The sequence below is a fragment of the Oxalobacteraceae bacterium OTU3CAMAD1 genome, from assembly GCA_024123915.1.
Taxonomy (GTDB): domain Bacteria; phylum Pseudomonadota; class Gammaproteobacteria; order Burkholderiales; family Burkholderiaceae_D; genus Rugamonas.
Genome location: CP099650.1, coordinates 7,215,567 through 7,234,654, shown reverse-complemented (window position 1 = coordinate 7,234,654; position 19,088 = coordinate 7,215,567). Strand labels below are relative to the sequence as shown.

General features: G+C 65.4%; 14 protein-coding genes and 2 pseudogenes. 9 read left to right on the top strand and 7 right to left on the bottom strand.

Annotated elements, in window-relative coordinates:
- Positions 1 to 89 precede the first annotated feature (89 nt).
- On the top strand, positions 90 to 1,490 hold the full coding sequence (locus NHH88_31000; GenBank protein ID USX14018.1) for a glycoside hydrolase family 88 protein: 1,401 nt from the start codon (positions 90 to 92) through the stop codon (positions 1,488 to 1,490).
- Between the two features lie 63 nt (positions 1,491 to 1,553).
- Here NHH88_31000 and NHH88_30995 read toward each other — a convergent pair whose 3' ends face one another.
- Positions 1,554 to 1,886 carry a CzcE family metal-binding protein gene (locus NHH88_30995; protein USX14017.1) on the bottom strand — a complete coding sequence of 111 codons (333 nt, stop codon included), beginning with the start codon at positions 1,884 to 1,886 and terminating at the stop codon, positions 1,554 to 1,556.
- 270 nt (positions 1,887 to 2,156) lie between these two features.
- Between NHH88_30995 and NHH88_30990 the strand changes: the two genes are divergently transcribed.
- From NHH88_30990 to NHH88_30980, 3 genes and pseudogenes are all read left to right on the top strand, one after another.
- Complete coding sequence (locus NHH88_30990) at positions 2,157 to 3,131, top strand: hypothetical protein (protein ID USX14016.1); 975 nt, start codon at positions 2,157 to 2,159, stop codon at positions 3,129 to 3,131.
- A 243-nt stretch (positions 3,132 to 3,374) separates the two neighbouring features.
- A pseudogene (locus tag NHH88_30985) lies at positions 3,375 to 3,848 on the top strand (MCP four helix bundle domain-containing protein).
- A 348-nt stretch (positions 3,849 to 4,196) separates the two neighbouring features.
- Positions 4,197 to 4,898, top strand: a pseudogene (locus NHH88_30980) (methyl-accepting chemotaxis protein).
- A 431-nt stretch (positions 4,899 to 5,329) separates the two neighbouring features.
- On the opposite strand, the gene NHH88_30975 reads toward NHH88_30980, so the two are convergent.
- The 3 genes from NHH88_30975 to NHH88_30965 form a co-directional block, all read right to left on the bottom strand.
- On the bottom strand, positions 5,330 to 7,375 hold the full coding sequence (locus tag NHH88_30975; protein ID USX14015.1) for a diguanylate cyclase: 2,046 nt from the start codon (positions 7,373 to 7,375) through the stop codon (positions 5,330 to 5,332).
- Positions 7,376 to 7,543: 168 nt separating this feature from the next.
- Positions 7,544 to 8,890, bottom strand: coding sequence for a type II toxin-antitoxin system HipA family toxin (locus tag NHH88_30970; GenBank protein ID USX14014.1), 1,347 nt, complete (start codon positions 8,888 to 8,890; stop codon positions 7,544 to 7,546).
- Positions 8,891 to 8,893: 3 nt separating this feature from the next.
- Complete coding sequence (locus tag NHH88_30965; protein ID USX14013.1) at positions 8,894 to 9,262, bottom strand: helix-turn-helix domain-containing protein; 369 nt, start codon at positions 9,260 to 9,262, stop codon at positions 8,894 to 8,896.
- Between the two features lie 263 nt (positions 9,263 to 9,525).
- Here NHH88_30965 and NHH88_30960 point away from each other — a divergent pair, with 263 nt between their 5' ends.
- Positions 9,526 to 11,484, top strand: a complete 1,959-nt coding sequence (locus NHH88_30960; GenBank protein ID USX14012.1) for a beta galactosidase jelly roll domain-containing protein — start codon at positions 9,526 to 9,528, stop codon at positions 11,482 to 11,484.
- On the opposite strand, the gene NHH88_30955 is transcribed toward NHH88_30960, so the two are convergent.
- Positions 11,477 to 12,100 (bottom strand): PEP-CTERM sorting domain-containing protein, encoded by a 624-nt coding sequence (locus tag NHH88_30955; protein USX14011.1) that lies wholly within the window; start codon positions 12,098 to 12,100, stop codon positions 11,477 to 11,479. The two genes, NHH88_30960 and NHH88_30955, sit on opposite strands and share 8 nt — an antisense overlap.
- A 211-nt stretch (positions 12,101 to 12,311) precedes the next feature.
- Between NHH88_30955 and NHH88_30950 the strand changes: the two genes are divergently transcribed.
- The 4 genes from NHH88_30950 to NHH88_30935 all read left to right on the top strand — a co-directional run bounded on the left by NHH88_30950 (position 12,312) and on the right by NHH88_30935 (position 16,978).
- Positions 12,312 to 14,780, top strand: coding sequence for a glycoside hydrolase family 95 protein (locus tag NHH88_30950; GenBank protein ID USX14010.1), 2,469 nt, complete (start codon positions 12,312 to 12,314; stop codon positions 14,778 to 14,780).
- 189 nt (positions 14,781 to 14,969) lie between these two features.
- Positions 14,970 to 15,590, top strand: a complete 621-nt coding sequence (locus NHH88_30945; protein ID USX14009.1) for an RNA polymerase sigma factor — start codon at positions 14,970 to 14,972, stop codon at positions 15,588 to 15,590.
- Positions 15,577 to 16,065, top strand: a complete 489-nt coding sequence (locus NHH88_30940; GenBank protein USX14008.1) for a hypothetical protein — start codon at positions 15,577 to 15,579, stop codon at positions 16,063 to 16,065. Before NHH88_30945 ends, NHH88_30940 begins: the two co-directional genes overlap by 14 nt.
- Before the next feature lie 22 nt (positions 16,066 to 16,087).
- Positions 16,088 to 16,978: a hypothetical protein gene (locus NHH88_30935; protein ID USX14007.1), complete on the top strand. Its 891-nt coding sequence runs from the start codon at positions 16,088 to 16,090 to the stop codon at positions 16,976 to 16,978.
- A 33-nt stretch (positions 16,979 to 17,011) separates the two neighbouring features.
- Here NHH88_30935 and NHH88_30930 read toward each other — a convergent pair whose 3' ends face one another.
- Complete coding sequence (locus NHH88_30930) at positions 17,012 to 17,638, bottom strand: response regulator transcription factor (protein ID USX14006.1); 627 nt, start codon at positions 17,636 to 17,638, stop codon at positions 17,012 to 17,014.
- 46 nt (positions 17,639 to 17,684) lie between these two features.
- On the bottom strand, positions 17,685 to 19,082 hold the full coding sequence (locus tag NHH88_30925) for an alginate export family protein (GenBank protein USX14005.1): 1,398 nt from the start codon (positions 19,080 to 19,082) through the stop codon (positions 17,685 to 17,687).
- Positions 19,083 to 19,088: the final 6 nt, after the last annotated feature.

The window sequence follows — 19,088 nt, the reverse complement described above, 5'->3', positions numbered from 1 at the left end:
CGTTTAATTAGTGCTTGACGTAATCCCCGACCTTGCCTAGCCTTCGTATCGGAGATTCAATTTTACCGATATAAATAGAAAGGTTGACAATGAAGCAATTGCCTCGCCGACTGGCCCTGCTGGTGGCCGCCGTCCTCGCCGCCGGCGCCGTTCACGCCGACGGCCCGTTCCGCAACCCCGACAACAAAAGCGCCAACGACGCCGGCGAGGGCACCTATCCGGTCCCCTACAAAAAGCCGACCGAGGCCGAGATCGTCGGCGCGCTCGACCGCGTGCGCGGCTACATCGACAGCATCACGCCGACCCGCATCGTCGACAAGGCGACCGGCAAGCCGGTCACCGACCTCAAGAAGCCGGTCGCCGGCGCCGTGTTCGAGAAGTCGCCCGGCGACTTCGGCCTGATGGTGTACGAGATGGGCGTGATCCATTCCGGCTTGCTGAAGGCGGCCGAGGTCACCGGCGACAAGCGCTACAGCGACGTCACCCGCCGCCACCTGCAATTCTTCAAGGACACGCAGCCGTACTTCCAGGCGCAGGAAACCCAGTTCAAGCTGGGCCGGGCCAACAGCTTCACCCGCTTTCTGGAGCCGCGCTCGCTCGACGACAGCGGCTCGATGTGCGCCGCGCTGGTGCGCGCCCGCTTCGCCAAGGTCGGCCCGGATCTGAAAGGGATGATCGACACCTGCAGCGGCTACGTTCAGAAGAAGCAGTACCGCCTCGACGACGGCACCTTCGCGCGCCAGCGTCCGCAGGCCTCGTCGCTGTGGGCCGACGACATGTACATGGGCATTCCGGCGCTGGCCGAGATGGGCCACCTGACCGGCGACAAGGCCTGGTTCGACGACGCCGCCTCCAACGTGCTGACGATGGCCCAGCGCCTGTTCAACGAGCGCAAGGGCCTGTTCACGCACGGCTGGAACGCCAACAACCCGGACGCGCCGCACTTCTACTGGGCGCGCGCCAACGGCTGGGCGGTGTTGTCGATGAGCGACCTGCTCGACGTGCTGCCGAAGGACCATCCAGCCTATCCGAAGGTGCTGGCCCAGCTGCGCGCCAGCCTGCGCGGCATCGCCGAGCTGCAGTCGGGCACCGGCCTGTGGCATCAGATGCTCGACCGTAACGATTCGTATCTGGAAACGTCGGCCACCGCGATCTTCGTCTACGTGTACGCGCACGCGATCAACGAGGGCTGGATCAGCCCGACCACCTACGGCTCGATCGCCCAGGCCGGATGGATCGGCCTGAGCACGCGCATCAACGCCAAGGGACAAGTGGAAGGCACCTGCGTCGGCACCACCTTCGCCAGCGACCAGGTGTACTACTACAACCGTCCGGTCAGCGTCGACGCGATGCACGGCTACGGTCCGGTGCTGCTGGCCGGCGCCGAGATGGTCAAGCTGCTCAAGAACCCGGCCATCGACATCCAGCACAAGCTGCGCACCTACCACTACATGCCGCGCGAGAACGGCTCGAAGATCAGCGAGCACTGATCCGTTCGATGTTGTTTCAGGTGAAATGTGGGCCCGGCCGCCTGGCCGGACCCACGCTGCCGCTTAGCTGCGGTACAGCGGGTTGGAGGCGACGTAGACCGTTACCTTCTTCTTGAACGTGCCGGCCGGGGCGATCTTGGCCAGGTCGAACGACGTCTCGTGATGCAAGGTCTGGAAGTGCCAGGTGAAGCTGGTGCCGTTGACCTTGAATTCCACGGTCTCGCCGTTTTCCACGCGGACGTGCTTGGTCTTTTCCGTGATCACGATCTGGCGGTGGGCGCCGGCCGCCGGCGCGGTGGTGCCGTATTTGGCCGTGTCGACGGTGGCCGCGAAAGCGGTGGCGGTCGTGGCGAACAGGGCGGTGACCAGGGCTGCGGTGCGGATCGATTTAAACATGATGGTAGTTCCTTCAAATTGTGCGACGGTTGAGTCCATTCTTGCGGACAGGTTTGCCGGCAGCATTCGATTTGCTGCCGATGAACACAGTATGGGGAGGTTGTCGACACCTAAAATCTGCCGACCGGGGGGGAGGGCATATGCCGGGCGGCATATGCGGGCCGGGATACATTTCCGGAAATGTTGTTAAAAACAGCTAGTCGGCGGTTTCGATCTTATAATTGCCACCCTTGTTCCCGATGGCGCCCGTTCGCCCAGTCCACCGTCCCTATGTTTTTTACTTTCCAGACCGGCGCCCCCGGAGACCATGTCCGCCCGGCGCCCCGCCACCCCACGATGTCCGACTGGCGCGCGCTCCACTGGGGCGTCCTGTTCGCGTTCCTCGGCGCCGCCGCGCTGCTGTTGATGCAGCCGCATTGGGGCCGGACGGTCGAGGACTCGCTGGCCTATTTCAACACCGCCAGGTATCTGCGCGGCGAGGCGGCGTTCAGCGAATTGCGCGCGCCATTTCCCTACCGGCTGCTGATCCCGGCGCTGGCGGCGTACCTGCCGGGCGAGTTGCGCAACACCTTCGCGGCGGTCAACTGGCTGGCGATCAGCGTTGCCGCCGGCGCCCTGTCGTGGATCGTCGCCCGCGTCGGCGGGAGCCGCCGGCAGGTCGTCTTCGCCGGCTTGCTGCTGGTGTTCTCGGTGCCGACGTTCTGGTACGCGTCCTACCTGCTGACCGACCCCGGCGCCTTGTGCGCCCGCACGCTGTTCGTGCTGGGCGTGATCACCGGCCAGCCGTGGCTGGCCGTCGGCGCCGCGTTGGCCGCGACCGCCATCCGCGAGGAAAACATCCTGCTGCTGGTGTGGCTGCTGGTGTTTCGACGCGTCGGCATCGCCGCCGGCATCGCGGCGTTGGCCGTCGCGGCCGGCTGGCTGCTGTTGGTCCGGTGGTGGTTGTTGCCCGGCCTGCCCAGCTACCTGTGGGTGCCCAGCCTGGGGACGTTGTGGGCCGCGTTGCACGACGTGCGCACCTTGTTGTCGGTGGCCAGCGCGGCGGTCATCGTCGTGCCGCTGGCGGCGCTCGGCTGGAAACACATTCCGCCGTCGCTGACGCCGTTGAAAACCATGCTGTTGCTGATGGCATTGCCCCCTGCTTACGCAGCCTTGTCGGTGCGGGTGGACGGCCGCGCGATCTGGAGCCTGTATCCATTCCTGATCCCGCTGGCGGTGTACGCCAAGTGGCCGCGAGCCCGCTAACAGCGGGATGCAACATTAAAGCGACCCAATGAATACATGGACTCGCTTGACGGAGGCGACATGCGGGGATGGGTGTTGCCGACTGTTCACAACCTCGATTTCACTTCTGGACTACAAGCAATGTTCGGACTAAAGTGATCTGGATCAACATCCATATCATCCCTCCAACAGCGCCGGTCACCGCAATTGCAAGCCTTATCAAAAACGGGGAGCAATGTCATGCAATGGTTTTCCAGCTTAAAAATGTCCACCAAATTGATCGTCTCGTTCGCGTCCGTGTTGACGCTGACCTTGGTGGTCGCCATCTTTTCCGTCGTGCAGTTGGGACGGGTCAACCAGACCTCCACCGACATGGAAATCAACTGGATGCCCAGCGTCCGCGCCACCTCGGACATGAACACCAACACGTCCGACTTCCGCATCGCCGCGCTCCAGCACATCCTCTCGGCCGACGCCAGGGACATGAGCCGGTACGAGCAGGAGATGGCGAAACTGATGGTGCAATTCGAGAAAAACCGTGCCGAATACGCTGCGCTGATCAGCTCACCGCAGGAACGGAAAATGTATGATGCGTTCCTGAAAAACTGGAACGAATATCTGGCAGAACACAAGAAAGTGCTGGAGCTGTCGCGCGCCAACGCCAACGACGAGGCGAGAAACCTGGTGCGCGGCAATTCGCAAGTGCAGTTCGACGAGGCCAGCGGGGATTTGCTGAAGCTCGTCGAGCTCAATGTCGCCGGCGGCAGGCAGGCCAGCGCGGACGGCAACGTGATGTACGACGGCGCGCGTGCCTGGATCATCGGCTTGAGCGCCGCCGCGATCGCGCTCAGCATCCTGATCGTGGTGGCCGTGCTGCGCAGCGTGCGGACCCAGCTTGGCGGCGACCCTGCCTATGCGGCCGAGATCGTGCGCAACATCGCCAAGGGGGATTTGAATGTGCATGTCGAGGTGCAGGCCAACGACAAGCAGAGCTTGCTGTTCTTCATGAGCGAGATGCGCGCCAGCCTCGAAGGCATCGTCAACCAGGTGCGCGCCGGCACCGTCAGCATCGGCGCGGCCACGCGCCAGATCGCGGTGGGCAACCTCGATCTGTCGTCGCGCACCGAGGAGCAGGCCAGCTCGCTGGAGGAAACCGCGTCGTCGATGGAGGAGATGACCTCGACCGTCAAACAGAACGCCGACAACGCCCGCCAGGCCAACCAACTGGCGATCTCGGCCTCGGACATCGCCACCAAGGGCGGCGCGGTGGTGGCCCGGGTGGTCGAGACGATGGGCTCGATCAATGCGTCGTCGAGCAAGATCGTCGACATCATCGGCGTGATCGACGGCATCGCGTTCCAGACCAATATTCTGGCGCTGAACGCGGCGGTCGAGGCGGCCCGCGCCGGCGAGCAGGGCCGGGGATTCGCCGTGGTCGCCTCCGAGGTGCGCAACCTGGCGCAACGCTCGGCCGCCGCCGCCAAGGAGATCAAGGCCCTGATCGGCGCCTCGGTCGAGCAGGTGGAGGCCGGCGCCACGCTGGTCGATCAGGCGGGCTCGACGATGCAGGGCATCGTCGACAGCATCCGTAGCGTCACCGACATCATGAGCGAGATCAGCGCGGCCAACCAGGAGCAGACGCAAGGCATCGACCAGATCAACCAGGCCATCGTCCAGATGGACAACACCACCCAGCAAAACGCCGCGTTGGTGGAGGAGGCGGCGGCGGCCTCGCAGGCGCTGCAGGACCAGGCGGCCAGGCTGGCCGAGCTGGTCAGCGTGTTCAAGACCAGCGAGAGCGTCGACATGCCGGCGCCGGCGGTGGCGGTGGCCAAACGGCCGGCATTGGCCGCCAAAACGGCCGCCACCGCGAGCCGCCCTGCGCCACGTCCCCAAGTGGCCGCCAAGCCGCTGAAACTGGCAACCGCCGGCAGCGGCGCCCCCGGCGGCGAATGGGAAGAGTTCTAACCGGGCGCGTCGATGTTCGCCGTCACGCCGACGGCATGCAGGGCGCCGTGGTGGCGCACAGTTGCAGCGTCACCGGCACGACGATCTCGCGCCGCTCTGTCCAGTGCCTCCATGTTCAGCCCCGCAACATTTTTGTTTAAACAGGTCTAGTCTCTCCCAAAACATTCTTTTTTGGATGAAAACGTTAAAAATACAGAGATTCTCGATCAAAACGTTAAAAATGGATTGCGGGATGGGATGGACAGCCCAGGCTAAGCACCCAAGGCGACCACGTGGTGGTCTTGCGCCGGCGCCTCCGGCGCGCCGCCCAGTACCAGGTTCAGATCCACATAGCCGGCGCGCCAGGCGCGCTCCAGGTCCTGCTCGACCTCCTCCATCGAGGTGCGCTGGAAGTTGTCGAAGCCGCGCACGCCGAAGGCGCGGTTGCGGCCGTTCGCCTTGGCCAGGTACAGCGCCATGTCGGTCAGGTTGACCACCCGCTCCCAGGACAGCGGCACGCCCGCCGGCGCCAGCGGGAACGGGGCGTAGCCGACCGAGACGCACACCGAGATTTCGTACTCCTGGTGGCGCACGGTCTGCGCGGCGATGCCGGCCAGGATGCGCCGCGCGACCTCCTCGATGCGGTGGCGCGGCAGCGCGGGGATGAAGGCCAGGAATTCCTCGCCGCCCCAGCGCACGATCATGTCGGTCTCGCGCAGCGCGATGCGCAGGTTCTCGGCGATCATCTTCAGCACCGCGTCGCCGGCGGCGTGGCCGTAGGTGTCGTTGATCTGCTTGAAATGGTCGGCGTCGAGCAGGAACATGGCGCCGACGATGTCGTCGCCGCCGGCGTGGGCCGGCGGCTTGTCGTGCGCGCCCAGGCAAGCCATGGTGTCCTGGAAGTGGCGCCGGTTGTACAGCCCCGTCAGCGGATCGAGGGTCGACTGCGCCTTCAGCTCGAAGTTCTTGACTTCCAGGCAGGCGTTGGCCTGGCGCACCTTGCGGTACAGCAGGCCGACCACCACCGACGCCAGCGCGAACAGCGCCGCCAGCAGCCACCAGACGCGTTGCTGCTGGCGGCGGTTGTCGTTCTCTTTGCTGAGCAACTCGATCTGCCGCTGCTTGCGGTCCGCCTCGTAGCGCTCCTGCAGTTCCAGCAGCGCCTGCTGCCGCCGGATCTCGAACAGCTCGTTGGAAATGGCGCGCTCGCGGTGGTAGGCCGCCACCGCGCCGGCCATGTCGCCGGCTCTTTCAAGCGCCTGACCATATTCCAGATAGGCTTCCTGCTGGTCGGGTTTACTGTTGGACTTTTCGAACCATGCCAGGCCGGCCTCAAAGTTTTTTTTGCCTTCGGCGATGCGTCCCATGCCCAGGTAGGCGTGGCCCAGGTTCACCAGCGCGGTTGCGTCGCTGCCCTCGGGGTTGCCATCCTGCGCCACCCGCAACGCCTCGCCCGCGTACTGCGCCGCCCGCGCGTAGTCGCGCCGTCTCAGATAACCGTCGGCCAGGTTGTTGAGCGTGGCGTTGAGCCGGTAATTGGTGCCCAGCTTGCGTATCAGGGCCAGGCTGTCCAGTTGCGCGCGCACGGCGCGTTCGGGCTGGCCGAGGGCCGACTCCACGTAGTGTTCGCTGGCCTTGAGCAATACCATCTGGATCGGCAGGCCCTGTTTTTCCGTTATCGCCGCCAGCTCGCCCAGCGTGGCGAAAGCCTTGTCGCGTTCCCTGGTCCGGACATACAGGCCGTTAAGCGCGCGGACGGCGGAGAATAACTGCATCGGGTCGTCCGGCAACTGGCGCGCGGCGTCGACCGCCACTTGAAACTTGGCCAGCGCGGTCGGGAAGCGGCCTTGCTCGATGCTGGCGGCGCCGGCGGCGAGCTCGGCCTCGACCAGTAAGGACTTGTCGCCGCCGCGCAACGCCAGCTGTTCCGCCGCGAACACCATCTGGTGACCGGCCTTGAAGTCCTCGCGCTCGTACGCCACCGCCGCCGTGGCCAGCATTCCCTTGGCGACGATGACGTCGTCGCCAAGGGAGCGGCCATAGGCGATGGCCTGGGTGGCGGTCGCTTCGGCCGCGTCGAACTGGCGCAGCTGCCTGCGCGCGGTGCTGATCTGTACCAGCAACTCGGCCTGGCTGCGCGCCGGTCCGGTGCGGTATCGGCTTTGCAGGTCGAGCAATTGGAACAGCGCCCGCTCGGGCGCCAGGCGGATCTGGTCGCGCAGGCCGATAATCCGCTTGTCCAGATCGGACCGGGCCAGCGCCAGCGGCGGCGTGAACAGGACGACGGCGGCCAGCACGTACGGCCACGTCCGGTTCAACCACCGCCGATTTCTGAACTCCGCCACTTGACGCCCCCGATCTCTATCCTGGAGAACAGGGTACCGCCGTATCCGAACGGCAAGCATAGGCCTGGGCTGATATTGCAGTAAGGAAAACCCTACGTTTGGGCTCGATTCGGCGAACGACGGGCGCGCTCGTCTTTTCCTTCAACCACCCGGCGGCTGTCCCCGCAACGTCGCCAGTTGCCGCAGCATGCCCTGCAGAATGCTGTCCGCCACGTCTTGCGGAAACCCTGCGGGAATTCTCCGGTAGGCGTCTTGTACGACCTGCGGCGTTTGGGCAAGCAATTCCCCGATGACTCTTTCGGCTGTCCGGGCGCCCAGGTTCACCCGCCGGGCCATCGCGGACCAGTGACGGCGTTGAATCCGGTAGACCTCGTAGTAATTGGTGCTGCCCCGGACCGCCATCGCCAGCTTGGCGTCACGCGGCTGGATCTGATTCCTTCCGGTGCCAATGATGGGGTGGGCGGACAGCACGTCGTACAAGGGCGTTGCGCGGTAACGTCCTCCCGGCAGTATGGCAATGCTGAAGTTTTTCGCATGGCCATCCGTTGCAACTAGCAGCCAGAATATGAGTTGTGTCTTGTAAAAGTTCAAGCGGTCGGTCTCCGCGGCATCGGAGCTGAAGAGCAACTGCATGATACGTTCAATGCCCGGGCCGCCTTCGCGCTGATATTTTTGCAGCGGTGAACAACCGGTGGCCTGACACATGTCTTCTTGCGGCAGGCGCGCTATCCACGTGCCGTCGTCGGAATTCTTGCGGTCGAAACGCTCGACGGCCAATACCTTCTGGTCTTCAAATTGCAGGATCGCGGTGCGCGCGATGGGCAAGCCGAACAGCTCCATGATTTGCGAGCAGAGCCATTCGTTTTCCACCGAGGTTCGAAAGTCCGCCTGCATGTCGCCAACCAGGCCGAGCGGAAGTTTTAGTATGTGTGTGGTGGGCGTGCTACCTGTCGGTAGCAGCCATTGTCCGTCGCGCCAGAGCAGGGCGGTCTTCTCTTGTGCTCCGGCGATCGAGAGCCGAAGATCGGCGTTTGGCTCCGCACGGGCCAATCCTCCGGCGGGCGCCGTGGTGGATCGCAACAGTTTCGCGATCCGCTGTTCATCGAGCGGCTCGCCGTGGACGCCAAACAGGTCGTCCGGGGCTTGGTCGACCGGCAGCAACTGGGCCGCGCCAACGCAGTCGCGGCCGATGGCGGCGAGCAGTTCGAATGGTGACGTTCCACCGGTTTGATGACGTTGGGCCAGTCGCCGCCGAATGGGTTCACTATCGGGCAACAGGTTGTCGAAGTAGTTCGTCACCACGTCGCCCGCATAGGCGGCGTTGTCCGCCCGGAAGGGCATGGACAACGATAGCGGACGTCCTTGCTCGTGCTCGATCCACTGGTCGAAGTACTCGAAAGTGGCGGTGTTGGCGGCATTGGTCCACCTTCCTACCGGACTGCCATTTAGCCAGACGTTCAGGCTGCCTCGGTTACGTGCGCGCGCCATGGTTCACCATTTGGTCTTGTCGGGCTGCTGGATAGCTCGTGGTGGAAGCTTGATCGACCTCGCTGCAGGCGTTTTGGTCTTTGTTTTCTTGGCGACATAGGCGTCACGAGTTTGCGCAGCCATCCGCGCGTCACCTTGGCTCTCCCCCTTGGATGAATCCGGCGGCGAGAAATTGAGTTCGACATCGAGCAGGCGCAGAATCGTGTAGAGGCGTTCCACACTCGTGGAGCCCAGGTTTGATTCGATTTGCGCATAGCTTTGCTGGGTTATTCCCAGTTTTTCAGCCATCGCCGTCTGTGTCAGGCCGGCCCGCTTTCGAAAGCCCTGGATCAGCGGCTTTAACTGATCAATGGTTTGGAGAGGGAATCGCATATACAGTTCCGTTTGATGCTAGTGGTTACAGTTTATAGCCTGTTATATGTAAAAACAAGGTAAACCCTGTTTTCTACGCCAAAATACAGCCCTAAGGCTGTTATATCAAAATACAGTCTATAAACTGTTATTCGGGATGGGCGATGGGACGTGATTGGTAAAAAATATAATTGCGGATGGCGGTTTTCGCTATCGGAAAAAGCTGTTCCAAGGCAGGAAATACAGCCACACTGCATGCTGCGAAAACTTCCGTCCATCTCAACATGAAAAGTCCACCTCGTAGCCGTGTTGCCGGCCTGCTCTTCATTGTGCTTGCCTCGTCGATCGCCGTTCCTGCGATGGCGCAGACCCCGCCGCCTGCGTTCGCGGCCATTTTCGGCGACCATGCCGTGTTGCAGCGCGGCGAACCATTGACTGTGTGGGGCACGGCCGGCCCTGGCCAGCGCGTCACGGTGGGCTTGGGCGGCCAGACCGCCGAGGCGATCGCGGCGGCGGACGGAAAATGGCGCTTGAACCTGTCGGCGATGCCGGCCGGCGGACCGCACACCCTGTCCGTCAGCGGCGACGGTGGCGCCACCACGCTCAAGGACATCATGATCGGCGACGTCTACCTGTGCGGCGGCCAGTCGAACATGGCGTTCCCGGCGCGGCTCTCCACCGGCGCATGGCCCGACTTCCCCGCCAATCCTGACCTGCGCTTCGTCAACGTTCAACTTGTCAGCGACGCCGCCCTCCAGGACGATCTGAAGCGGCCGCTGGCTTGGGAGGTGGTGTCATCCAAGACAGCCGGCGAGGCCTCGGCGGTGTGCTATTACATGGCGCGCAGCTTGCAGCAGCGCCAGAAGGTGCCGGTCGGCTTCATTAATTCGAGCTGGGGCGGCACCACGATACAGGGCTGGATCGGCGCGTCGTCGCTGAAGACGCTGCCGGCCTACGCCCGGCGAATCGACGCGTTGGCCGACATGGCGTCGAATCCGGCCAAGGCGATGGCCGACGAGGCGCGCCGGCACCAGCAATGGTGGGAGGAACATGATCCGCAGGCCAAGGCGCAGCGCAAGTGGAGCTTGCCGGACTTCGACGACTCCGCGTGGCCGAGCCTGACGCCGAACGGATCGTGGAAGGAAGCCGGTATTCCGGCGCTGGCGGACTTCGACGGCGGCGCCTGGTTCCGCACCACGGTGACCCTGGACGAGGCGCAGGCGCGCGCGGCGAACAAGCTCCAGCTCGGCCCCATCGACACCTATAACAGCACCTGGGTCAACGGGGTGTTCGTCGGTGGCGGCAACATCGCGTGGATGTGGCGCGACTATGCCGTGCCGGCCGGCGTGTTCAAACCCGGCCGCAACGTGATCGCCGTGCGCGTGCTCGGCGGCGGAGGGTTGACCGGGCAGCCAGAGCATCGCGGCGTCAAGACCGGCGACGGCCGGTTCATCGCCCTGTCGGCCCTGTGGAAATACCAGGCGGGCACGCGCTTGAAAGGGCTGTCGATACCGGCGGCGCCATGGGATGTGCCGACCAGCCTGTCGACCTTGCACAACGCCATGATCGCGCCGCTGACCGGCTACAAGTTCAAACTGGCGGCGTTTTACCAGGGCGAGTCCAACGCCGGCGAAGCCAAGGAATACGAGACCTTGCTGCCGCTGATGATCGCCGATTGGCGCAAGACTTTCGGCCAGCCGCGCTTGCCCTTCCTGGTGGTCCAGCTGTCGTCGTTCGGTCCGGCCCCGATCAAACCGGTAGACTCGGGCTGGGCGCGCTTGCGGGAGGCCCAGGCCAAAACCGTTCGCGACGACCCGCTGGCCGGCCTGGCCGTGACCATCGACGTCGGCGACCGCACCGACATCCATCCACCGCAGAAGGCCGTGATCGGCGAGCGGCTGGCGCTGGCGGCGCGCGCGCTGGCCTACGGTGAGGCGGTCGCGCCCGGCGGGCCGCAGGCGGCCGGGGTGACGCGGGCGGGCGAGGATTTGCTGATCAAGTTCAAGAATGCCGGCGGCGGCTTGCGCACCTACAGTGCCGGCCAGGCGATCGGCTTCGAGGCGTGCGCCGGCGCCTCGTGCCGGTATGTGCCGGCGGTGGCGCAGGGCGACACGGTGACCTTGAAAGGCGCCAACCTGGCTGGCACCACGCATGTGCGCTATGCCTGGGCCGACGCGCCCTACGTGAATCTCTACAGCGCCGAGGACTTGCCGGCGGCGCCGTTCGAGATGGAAGTCAAGTAGACGACTTGCCGGCGGCCTGCGCCGACCGGCGGCGCGACATTGCCCGGCCCAGCACCGTCAGCAGGCCGACGCCCAGCATCAGCATCGTGTCCGGCTCGGGCACCGGCGCTGCGACGCCGGCGGTGGTGAAGTCGTCCATCACATACCAGCCGGTGTCGCGCGTGATGCTCAGGCGCGAGACGTTGTTGAAGGCGGCGCCCACCCATTGGTAGTTGTCGCCGATGGCGACGTTGCCGGTGGTGCCGATGAGCTGGTTGGCGGCGTCGTAGGCGCGGATGTTGATCCAGCCGGCCTTGTCGGCGCCGCCCATGGCGGTGGCGAACCAGGCGCCGGTGAAGTTGAAGCCGGTGGCGCTGGCGACGCTGATGTCGTCGTCGCCGAAGCCGTTGACGGCGTAGCGGGTGCCGGAGCGGGCGGCATTGGCGTAGCCGTCGAGGCCGTTGTCGCCGGCGTACCAGCCGTCGCTCCAGGTCAGGCCGGCGTAGGGGCTGATGTCGTTCAGGCTGGCGAAGTCGCCGGCGGTGTCGATGTCATCGAAACCGATGACGCCGGCATGGCCGGCGCCGGCCAGCAGCAGGCCGGCGGCGGTGATCAGTGCGCAGAGGTTTTTTTTCATGGTGGATACTTCTTGGTTGGGGCTGGGATAGACGTGGTGTTGCCGATTGTGCACTTGACGGCCTTTGCGGGACATTCCAAAAATTCTCAACACGGACAATTAAATTCATCAAGTGAGTCGGGAGCGCTCGTCGTTTTTACAATTGGCTTGAATATTCGGTTACGCTGCTTTGTTTTAATAAAAGGATAATTGATTCCATCTGGAGGATGACTTGAACAAGAAGACGAACGGTGTTTCTGAAGGCCGGCGGCAGCTGCTGGTGTCGGCCGGGTTGGCGATGGCGTTTCCCGGACTGGCAGGCGCCACGGTGGTCGCCACCACGGCGGGCGGCGGCCGTGAAAATCTCGAACTTTGGTACCAACGGCCAGCCGGCGCGTGGGTCGAAGCGCTACCGGTCGGCAACGGCCGCCTGGGGGCGATGTGCTTCGGACGGGTCGCCCAGGAGCGCATCCAGCTCAACGAGGACACGCTGTACGCGGGCGGGCCGTACGACCCGAACAATCCGCGTTCGCTGGAGGCGCTGCCTGCGGTCAGGAAGCTGATCGACCAAGGCAAGTTCGCCGAGGCGGCGGATTTGATCTCCTCGTCGATGATGGCCACGCCGATGAAGCAGATGCCCTACGGCGCGGCCGGCGACCTGCTGCTCGACTTCGCGGGCATCGCGGGCGCCGGCGGCTATCGGCGTTCGCTCGAACTGGACACTGCCATCGCCACCACCCGTTTCACGGACGGCAAGGCGCGGCACCTGCGCGAAGTGTTCGCCAGCGCGCCCGACCAGGTGCTGGTAATACGCCTGACCGCGCAGGGCGGCACGCTCGATTTCGATCTCGGTTACCGGCATCCAGCCGATGCCAAGTACGGCGTGACCGACTACGAAGGCCAGCGGAAAGAGGCGGCGGCGCCGATCGGCGCGCCGTGGGACTATCGCGAACCGCCGCGCGCCGGCCAGCCGCCGTCCACCTTGTCCGTGCGCGCCGATGGCCGCGATGCGCTGCTGGTCGAAGGGCGCAATATCGAATCGATGGGCATTCCGGCGGCGCTGCGCTACGCGGTGCGCGTGAAGGCCGTCGGCGACGGTACGATCACCACGCGCGGCGAGCGCATCGAGGTGCGCGGCGCGCGCACGGTGACGCTGCTGGTGGCGGCGGCGACCAGCTACATCAACTACGCCGATGTCGGCGGCGATCCGCTCAAGACCGTGCGCGCGCAAACCGAGTCCGCCGCCGCCAAGCCGTATGCGCGCTTGCGCGCCGAGCACCTTGCCGCGCACCGGAAGCTGTTCCGCCGGCTGTCGCTGAGGATCGGCTCGAGCGCGGGTTCCGATGCCGCCGCCGCGACGCCGACCAACGAACGCATCGCCGCCGTCGAGGCGCGCCCGGACGCCGCGCTGGCGGCGCTGTATGTGCAGTACGGCCGCTACCTGCTGATGTCGTCGTCGCGCCCCGGCAGCCAGCCGGCCAACCTGCAAGGCTTGTGGAACGAGGGAACCAATCCGCCGTGGGGCTCCAAGTACACCATCAACATCAACACCCAGATGAATTACTGGCCGGTCGAATCGGCCAACCTGGGCGAGTGCGTCGAACCGCTGGCGCGCATGGTGGAGGACTTGGCGGTCACCGGCGCCGTCACCGCGCGCAAGGGCTACGGCGCGCGCGGCTGGATGGCGCACCACAACACCGATCTGTGGCGCGCCGCCGCGCCCATCGACGGCCCGAAATGGGGCATGTGGCCGTGCGGCGGCGCCTGGCTGTGCCAGGCGTTGTGGGAGCACTACGAATACAACCCGGACCAGGCCTGGTTGCGCCGCATCTATCCGCTGCTGAAAGGGGCGTCCTTGTTCTTCGTCGATACGCTGGTCGAGGATCCGCAGGGCAGGGGGCTGGTCACGTCGCCGTCGATCTCACCCGAGAATGAGCATCACAACGGCGTGGCCACCTGCGCCGGCCCGGCCATGGACCGCCAGATCGTACGCGACCTGTTCGGCTGGACGCTCAAGGCCCATGCGCTGCTCAAGGACGGCGATGGCGCCTTCGCCACCACCTTGGAGACGATGCGCGCCCGCTTGCCGGCCGACCGCATCGGCGCGCAGGGGCAGTTGCAGGAATGGCTGGAGGATTGGGATGCCGGCGCGCCGGAGCAGCAGCACCGCCATGTCTCGCATTTGTACGCGGTGTATCCGAGCGAGCAAATCAACCTGCGCGACACGCCGGAGCTGATCGCGGCGGCGAAGGTCACGCTCAACAGGCGCGGCGACAGATCCACCGGCTGGGCGACGGCGTGGCGGCTGGCGCTGTGGACGCGCATGGGCGAGGGCGAGCGCGCCTACTCGATCCTGCAAGGGCTGCTGGGGCCGGAGCGCACCTATCCGAACATGTTCGATTCCCATCCGCCGTTCCAGATCGACGGCAACTTCGGCGGCGCGGCGGCGATCCTGGACATGCTGGTGCAGTCCTGGGGCGGCGAGATCCATATCCTCGCGGCGCTGCCGAAGGCGTGGCCGGAAGGCGCGCTGCGCGGCGTGCGCGCCAAGGGCGGCGTCGAGCTCGATTTGGACTGGGCCGACGGCAAGATGAAGCGCCTGCGCCTGCGCGGCAAGCCCCACGACAAGGTGCGGGTGCGCTATCGCGACCGCTTGATACAGGTCGTATTGGACAAAAAAGGAGCGGGCGCGGTGATGTAGCCCTGCATTTGCGCCGCCCGGCAAGCTTGTTCTCCGCGAACGGGCGGCGCTTTCCCTCGGCATGGCCGATGGTTGGTTTAGCAATGAAGTACTACCCCTGGCGCCTGCCCTGATGCGGGCCCGGGAATTCGAACACGATTGTTGGGAACTTTTCGGCCGCCGCGCCGGAATACCATTAAAGGCCCAACGATGACGACCCTGACCCCTACCCACGATACCGACTTGCTGCGCCAGATGCGCGCCGGCACGGCAGCGGCCTTCCAGGCCCTGTACCAGCGCCACCAAGCCCCGCTGTTTCGCTTCGCGCTGTTGCGCAGCGGCTCGGCCGACACCGCCGCCGACATCGTGCAGGAAGTGTTCATGGGCCTGCTCACGGACAGCTTCAAGTTCGACCCGTTGCGCGGCGAGCTGCGTACCTTCCTGTTCGGCGTGGCGCGCAACCTGGTGCTCAAGCACGAAGAGCCGCGCCGGCGCCACGACAGCCTGCCCGAGCCGGATGACGATGGAGAAGTCGACAGCGAGGTTGGCAGCGAGGACGCAGAGCCGCTCTCGCGCATGCTGGACAACGAACTGGCCGAGGAAGTGCGGTGCGCGCTGGCCCGGCTGGCGCCGGTCTTCCGCGACGCCGTCATCCTGTTCGAACTGCATGACCTGTCCTACCTGGAGATCGCGGCGATCTGCCAGGTCGATATCGGCACCGTCCGCTCACGCCTGTCGCGTGGCCGGGCGGCGCTGGCCAAACACCTGGCGGCGCACCGCCCCAGCCTGCAGAATGCGAACCGAGAAGGAGCCGATCATGCATGCCGATGAATCCCGAGACCCGCAACTGATCCAACCATTGAATGCCCTGCGCGGCACGCTGGCGGAACACGACACCCCGCCCGCTGTGGAGCAGGCATTGATGGCCGCCTTCGCCCAACGGCATCCGAAGCGCCGCTGGTACCAGGGCTGGTCGCATGCCCGGTGGGGCCTGGCCGGCGGCTTGGGTAGCGCGGCGCTTGCGCTGACGCTGCTGCTGCTGTCGCCGGGCGGTGTACAGCCCGGCGGCGACGGCGCCAGCCCGCCAGCGGCCGCCGGCAGGGGCGCCTTCATTGCCCTCGAATCCCTCGAACGCATCCGACAGGAGCCCGATCCGCGCATCGTCGAGACCGAAGTCGCACGCACCGCGCTGGCCGCGCTGGGCATACCGCTCACGCCCGAAACGGCCGGCGGTCGGGTGCGTGCCGAAATGCTGGTCGGCGCCGACGGCCAGCCGCTGGCACTGCGTCTTTCAACCCTGAATTAACCCCAACCACCAGAGGATTGTCATGGATACCAAGAAACTAGTACTCGCCACCCTGCTCACCTGCCTGTTCGCCCCGGCCTGGGCCAACGACGTCCCGGGCCAGCCGAGCGCCTGGCCGGCCGACGGCCTGCTTGGCAAGCCGGTCAAGAACGCGCCGTACAGCGCCGAGGAGATCCGCGAGAGCCAGCGCACCCTGGGCGACGGCAATCAGATCGCCACCAAGATCATCTCCATGTACTACCGCGACAGCCAGGGCAACACGCGCAAGGAAATCCTTTCCGCCAGTGGCGAGGTGCAAGGCGTGACGATCCATACCGCCGCCGACAACACGGTCTACACCCTGAGCCCGCTCAGCCGGATGGCTTTCAAGCTCAATCACGACAAGCTGGGGGCCAAAGCCGCCGCGTTCGGCGCTGCCGCCGGCACCGCCGCCGGTACCGCCATCAAGGCGCGCATCGAGGCGCAGCGCAAGGAGGGTAAGCCGCCGGCGGTCGACAACAAGGACATCGAAGAGATTGTCATCAAGCGCATGCCGCCCAATATCAGCGTCAACCCGAATTTCGGACCGCAGGTCGCCGCCGCCATGGGCGAGGCGAAATGGGCTTCCAAGGCCAGCACCAAAGACCTCGGCGTCAAGACCATCGATGGCGTCAAGGCCGAAGGCAAACTGCGCAGCTACGAGATCCCGGCTGGCGAGGTGGGCAACCGTCAGCCGATCGTGGTGACGAACGAAGCCTGGTATTCGCCCGAACTGCACATCGCGCTGTACTCGAAACACAGCGATGCGCGTAGCGGCGACGCCATCTACCGCCTGGCCAACCTGAAGCGCGGGGAGCCGGCCGCCGCGCTGTTCAAGGTACCATCCGACTACACGGTCAACGATATCACGGACGCGTCCATGAAGGGCTGGTAGGGCGTCGCCAAAGGCGGCGTCGAGCCGTCGGGCCTATTTCGCCACCAAGCCGCGTCGCATGGCCAGCACCACGGCGTGGGTGCGCGCCGTCGCGCCAAGCTTGTCGCACAGGCCCTTGACGTGCGTCTTCACCGTACCGGCGCCGATGCCCAGTTCCCGCGCGATCGACTTGTTGCACAGGCCTTGTGCCAGCAACTGCAGCACGTCCGTCTCGCGGCCGGTGAGGCCGATCCGGTTGGAGCTGTGGGCCACGCAGTGACTCAAGTCGGCGCTGAGATAGTGCATGCCACGGCCCAGTGTATGCACGGCTCTCAGCAGTTGTTCGAGGTCGGCGTTTTGCAGCAGGTAGCCGTGCACGCCCGCCATCATGGCGGTGTACACATCCCATTCACGATCCAGCTGGGTGACAATCAGCACGCGGGGACGCCTGTCCCCCGGGTACGCGCCGGCCCGGCGACGCATGTGTTCCATCGCGCCTTGGTGATCTAGGATGATGACATCGGTGTTCGCATGGCTGGCTGCGGCGTCGTCCTTGGCGATGGTGATGTGCAAATCAGCCTGTTGCGCGAGCAACGCGGCCAGGCCGGCGCTGACAATCGCGTCGCCATGGGCAATCAATATATTGAGTTGGTTTTCTTGCTGTGCATCGACGTCACTCATCCGTTTTTTTTCCTTAACATTGTATCGAGCGCGGCCCCGGACTTGGTCAGAACCGGTATTGCGCACTGATGCTGATGAAGCTCAGCGCATCGTCGGCGCCGGTCTCGCGCAGGAAGGCGCCGGGCTGCGCGTAGGCGACCACAGCGGTCGACGACCAGCCCGGGGCCAGCGTCCAGGTGGCGCCGAGCGATGCGATGGTCGCCACGTAGCGGGCACGACTACCGCCGGCGGCCCGCATCAACGTGCCGTTGGGTGCGTAGACGCCGTCGCGCAGGCTGTAACGCCAGAAAAAATCGAGGCTGGCGTTCAGCTGGACCCGGGGCGCGAGCCGCATGGTCAGCGCCGGGTGGATGTTGGCGAAGTTGCGCGGCCCGAGCGTCGCTTCGTCGCCGAAATAATTACCGCGCGGGTAGATCGGGTTGAGGGTGCCGAGGCGTTGGTCCCCGGGGTCCTTGTCGCCGCTGGCGATGGCGAGGAGCAGCGCCGCTCTCGGTTGGCCGGCCACGCCGCCGAACGTGTAGCCGGTATCGGTGGCGAGCGACCAGGCGCCGATCCGGGCGTCGCCGAAACGTCCTCCCTGCGCGGCGGCTTCCCAGTTCCAGTCCCAGACTGTGCGGCTCCCGAACACGCGGGTGCCGAGCGACCAGCGGCGTTCGTGTGCCACGCCCTGGGCGTAGCGGGCCACGGCGTCGTCGTAATACAGCGCGTAGGCGTCCCAGGAGGTCAGGCCTCCGGTACGGGTCGCGTAGACGCCATGCAGCTTTTGGGTCCGCGAGTGGGCGTCGTCGAAGCTGCCCGGACGGTTCTGCCGGGGCGCCGCCGCGAAGGCGTCGACACGCCAGGGGCCGCTGGTCGCATAGGCGCGGACGGCTTCGAAGCTGCGCCGTACGTTCGGGCCCTCGCGGGCATCGATGCTGCGCCCCGATCCGAACTGCAGCTCCTGGACGCCGACACGCACGCCCATGCCGCTTTCGCCATCCCGCTCCGATTGCCATTCGAGAAATAAGTTGGTGGGATCGAGCCGGTTCTCGTCCACCGGGGATGGGCCTGCGGCGCGGCCGTTGGTGAACGAACTGGCCAACTGGGCGAAGCCGCGCCAGTGCCCGCCCACGCGCAGGTCCGCGAAGACGGAGCCGCGCTGCATCAATACCCCCCATCGGTCCTGGCGTTCCAGTCCATAGCGCGGATTGCCGGCATGCTCGTAGCGCAAGCGCACGTCGCCGCCGATACTGAGGCGTACCCCATCCGCGACCGGGCGGTCCTTCCAGCAGGCGCCGCCGTTGGCGTTGGCGTTGCCGCTGCCGTTGCCGATGCATTGCCGGCGTTGAGCGCTAAAGTCGTCGTCGAACCGCAATGGCCGGAACTGCGCCAGCGCGGCATCGGTCGCCAGCAGCAAGGGGATGACGAGCGCCGCGCGCATGCCCGCTACCCGGCTCTTCGACATTTTGGG

Coding starts and splice junctions, on each gene's coding strand:
- NHH88_31000 (USX14018.1), top strand. CDS start 90: ATGAAGCAATTGCCTCGCCGACTGGCCCTGCTGGTGGCCGCCGTCCTC.
- NHH88_30935 (USX14007.1), top strand. CDS start 16,088: ATGGATACCAAGAAACTAGTACTCGCCACCCTGCTCACCTGCCTGTTC.
- NHH88_30990 (USX14016.1), top strand. CDS start 2,157: ATGTTTTTTACTTTCCAGACCGGCGCCCCCGGAGACCATGTCCGCCCG.
- NHH88_30960 (USX14012.1), top strand. CDS start 9,526: ATGAAAAGTCCACCTCGTAGCCGTGTTGCCGGCCTGCTCTTCATTGTG.
- NHH88_30930 (USX14006.1), bottom strand. CDS start 17,638: ATGAGTGACGTCGATGCACAGCAAGAAAACCAACTCAATATATTGATT.
- NHH88_30965 (USX14013.1), bottom strand. CDS start 9,262: ATGCGATTCCCTCTCCAAACCATTGATCAGTTAAAGCCGCTGATCCAG.
- NHH88_30995 (USX14017.1), bottom strand. CDS start 1,886: ATGTTTAAATCGATCCGCACCGCAGCCCTGGTCACCGCCCTGTTCGCC.
- NHH88_30955 (USX14011.1), bottom strand. CDS start 12,100: ATGAAAAAAAACCTCTGCGCACTGATCACCGCCGCCGGCCTGCTGCTG.
- NHH88_30940 (USX14008.1), top strand. CDS start 15,577: ATGCATGCCGATGAATCCCGAGACCCGCAACTGATCCAACCATTGAAT.
- NHH88_30925 (USX14005.1), bottom strand. CDS start 19,082: ATGTCGAAGAGCCGGGTAGCGGGCATGCGCGCGGCGCTCGTCATCCCC.
- NHH88_30970 (USX14014.1), bottom strand. CDS start 8,890: ATGGCGCGCGCACGTAACCGAGGCAGCCTGAACGTCTGGCTAAATGGC.
- NHH88_30945 (USX14009.1), top strand. CDS start 14,970: ATGACGACCCTGACCCCTACCCACGATACCGACTTGCTGCGCCAGATG.